This window comes from Levilactobacillus fujinensis, assembly GCF_003946335.1.
GTDB lineage: Bacteria > Bacillota > Bacilli > Lactobacillales > Lactobacillaceae > Levilactobacillus > Levilactobacillus fujinensis.
Window position 1 is genome coordinate 1 of record NZ_RHNX01000077.1, and the last position, 3,239, is coordinate 3,239.

The 3,239-nt window shown below is 49.8% G+C and carries 3 protein-coding genes; all 3 read left to right on the plus strand.

Features of this window, described 5'->3' with window-relative positions:
• Positions 1–235: 235 nt before the first annotated feature.
• The 3 genes from EKM89_RS13620 to EKM89_RS13630 are packed head-to-tail and all read left to right on the plus strand — an operon-like array spanning position 236 to position 2,891.
• Positions 236–1,204: an ABC transporter substrate-binding protein gene (locus EKM89_RS13620; RefSeq protein ID WP_125689314.1), complete on the plus strand. Its 969-nt coding sequence runs from the start codon at positions 236–238 to the stop codon at positions 1,202–1,204.
• Positions 1,205–1,222: 18 nt separating this feature from the next.
• Positions 1,223–2,191: an ABC transporter permease gene (locus EKM89_RS13625; RefSeq protein WP_125689316.1), complete on the plus strand. Its 969-nt coding sequence runs from the start codon at positions 1,223–1,225 to the stop codon at positions 2,189–2,191.
• Entirely contained in the window at positions 2,121–2,891 is a 771-nt protein-coding gene (locus EKM89_RS13630) for an ABC transporter ATP-binding protein (RefSeq protein WP_125689318.1), read from the plus strand. Before EKM89_RS13625 ends, EKM89_RS13630 begins: the two co-directional genes overlap by 71 nt.
• Positions 2,892–3,239 lie beyond the last annotated feature (348 nt).

Consider the following 3,239-nt stretch of genomic DNA (forward strand, 5'->3'; position numbering starts at 1 on the left):
GGCAGTGTGCCCCTTTTATTATACAGAAAATGGCGTCGACAGATTTCTCTATCAACACCAAATATCATAGAACCGTTTTTTGTTTTCTCAGGGTGAGAATTCTGAGAAAGTTGCCTGTCTTGGACGCAAGGCGGTCGACCAGCGTTGAATGGTTGGCGGGATTTACCAATTTAAAATAACTTCATCTGGCAGATAGTCGGATTACGAAAAAATAGAACTTTGGAGGAAATTGAAAATGAAAAAATTAGTAGCAACTGGAATGGCATTGTTAGGATTAGGCTTAGTTTTAGCAGGGTGTTCCAGCAAATCGGACGCTAGCAATGGTGGTTTAACGGTTGGTATCCTACAGGTTGTGCAACACGGATCGCTCGATGAGGCACGGCAAGGGTTCAAGGCGGGATTAAAGGCTGAGTTGAAGGCACACGGTAAATCGACGAAGGTAACTTACCATTACCTCAACGCGCAGGGGGACCAGGCGAATCTAAATACCATGAGCCAACAGTTGGTTCAGCAAAAGAACGACTTATTGGTTGGCGTTGCCACGCCAGCCGCACAGGCTTTAGCCAAGAAGACGACGAGCACGCCAACGTTGGTCACAGCTGTTACAGATCTTAAGGCGGCTGGATTGGTCAAGTCAAATGCCAAGCCACAGACCAATGTTAGTGGGACCAGTGATTTAACGCCGGTGGGTCTTCAGCTGAAACTGCTGGCTAGCATGACGACCAGCAAGTTGCCGTTGGGTGTGATGTACAATTCATCTGAGGAAAATTCCGTCCTACAGGTCAAGCTAGCAAAGGCCTACGCCAAGAAGCACAATTTAAAATTAAAGGTCGTTAGCGCTACCAGCACCAACGATGTTGCGAGTGTCTTAGCCGGTTTGACCGGGAAAGTTTCCGGTCTGTACTTACCAACCGACAACCTGATGGCGAGTGCCATGAAGACCATCGGCGCCAAGGCCAAAGCAGCTAAGCTTCCGGTTGTAACCGGCTCAATTGAAATGGCCGAGGACGGCGGGACTGCTACTTACGGCATCAACTACTACGACCTAGGCAAGCAGACTGGCAAGATGGCCTATGATGTTTTAGAAAATAACAAGAAGCCGCAAAACATGGCTGTTCAAACGTCAAAGAAGCTTCATTTGTACGTCAACAAGGCAAATGCTAAGGCCATTGGCTTACAGTCTAGTCAGATCAAAGAACCTTAAGGAAGGGAGCTTGCTTTTATGTTAATCACGAGTATCGGTCAGGGCCTCTTGTGGGCACCATTGGCCATTGGCGTTTTCATTACATTTCGCATCTTAGATATCCCCGACTTGACCACCGAGGGGAGCTTTCCACTGGGGGCTGCGGTCACAGTGAGTGCCATGTTGAGCGGCCAATCCGCCGTAACGGCTAGTCTATTGGGTTTTCTGGCGGGATGTATTGCCGGTTGGGTGACCGGTATATTGGACACAAAGCTCCACATGCCGTCACTGCTGGCCGGTATCCTGACCATGACCGGCCTGTACTCGGTCAACATGCACATCATGGGTAAATCTAACGTCCCTTTGTTAAATCAAAAGGTGTTGATGAACTACCTGCCGCAGACGTGGTCGATCGACCTACAGACCATCGTGGTGGGGGTCATCGTCACGGGTGTCGTTGTGGCAGTTCTGGTCTGGTTGTTCAAGACACGACTCGGTCTGTCCCTGATGGCAACGGGGAATAATCCCGCCATGAGTGCAGCTAACGGCATTTATACCGACCGAATGGTGATTATTGGTTACATGGTCTCCAACGGGTGCATTGCCTTGTCTGGTGCCCTGATTGCCCAGAGCAACGGCTATGCCGATATTGGGATGGGAATTGGAACGATCGTCATTGGATTAGCCTCCGTCTTGGTCGGGGAGATCTTCCTGCGGGGTCGTCAAATTTGGCTCCGGTTATCCGCCATGGTTCTGGGAGCCATCATCTATCGTTTCTTATTGACGGTAGCGATGGGATTAGGCTTCCCAGTCGACGATTTGAAAATTCTATCCGCAGGCATCTTGGTCGTCGTCATTTGCCTGCCTATTTTACAAAACAAGTACCGCACGCGTCAGCAGTTGAAACGTTACCTTAAGCAGATTGGAGCCGATAAACATGAAGCAAGCAACCGCAGTCTTAACCGTCAAGCATCTCCAGAAGGTCTTCTTTCCCGGGACAGCAAATGAGCGTCACGTCTTAAAGGATGTCAGCCTCACCATTGAACCAGGCGACTTCATCGCAGTAATCGGGAATAACGGGGCCGGAAAGTCAACGTTGCTGAACACGATTGCTGGCACATTGTCGGCCGACGCGGGCACGCTAGCCTTGGCGGGTCATGATGTTACCAAAAGGCCCATCGCGTACCGGTCAAAATGGCTATCGCGGGTCTTCCAAGACCCCAAGATGGGCACGGCGGGCGAACTCAGTGTGGCGCAGAATCTAACGCTGGCACAACAACATACCGGCAGTATGAGCCTGCACCGTTATCGTAAGGCGGGTCAGGTCGCGGCGTACCAGGAGTTGTTACGTCCTTTGAACATGGGCTTGGAAGATCGTCTGACGACGCAGGTGAAATACCTGTCGGGGGGGCAACGTCAGGCGCTGTCACTCTTGATGGCAACGTTGAGTCATCCCGACTTGCTATTGCTGGATGAACATACGGCGGCGTTGGACCCGCAGACTAGTCAGAAGGTGATGGCGCTCACGCAAACTATCGTGGCGGAGAATCAACTGACTACGATGATGATTACCCATAAAATGAGTGATGCATTAACATATGGTAATCGACTCGTAATGGTCCAGGATGGTCAGATCAAGCTGGATGTCCGCGGTGAAGAAAAACAAAACTTGCAGCAGGCAGATTTGCTAACGCTGTTTGCAGAGTAGATGGCGGATTTACTTAAACTGGTCGCATGGCGGCAACGTCAACGTTAGGCTGATCTGTGGAGAACACACGGTTTTAAAGTTGCCCGTGGTGTAAGCAGAGGATGTTCTTAGCTAACTATCGTGGTTGTCTAACTACCTGTCAGATAACTCTAGTGAAGTCTCAAAGAGAAAACAGTGTGGGCAAAAAATGGCTCCAGCTTCCCATTAGGGGGTGCTGGAGCCGTTTTGAAATTCATTTCTAAGGGGTGTTACCGCTAAATCAGTCAACTTACTAAAGGTTGAAAGCCAAAATGTTTGCGTTACGCTTGCGACAGTAGGAATTATCACGGCTAAATTAGTGAAAACGGC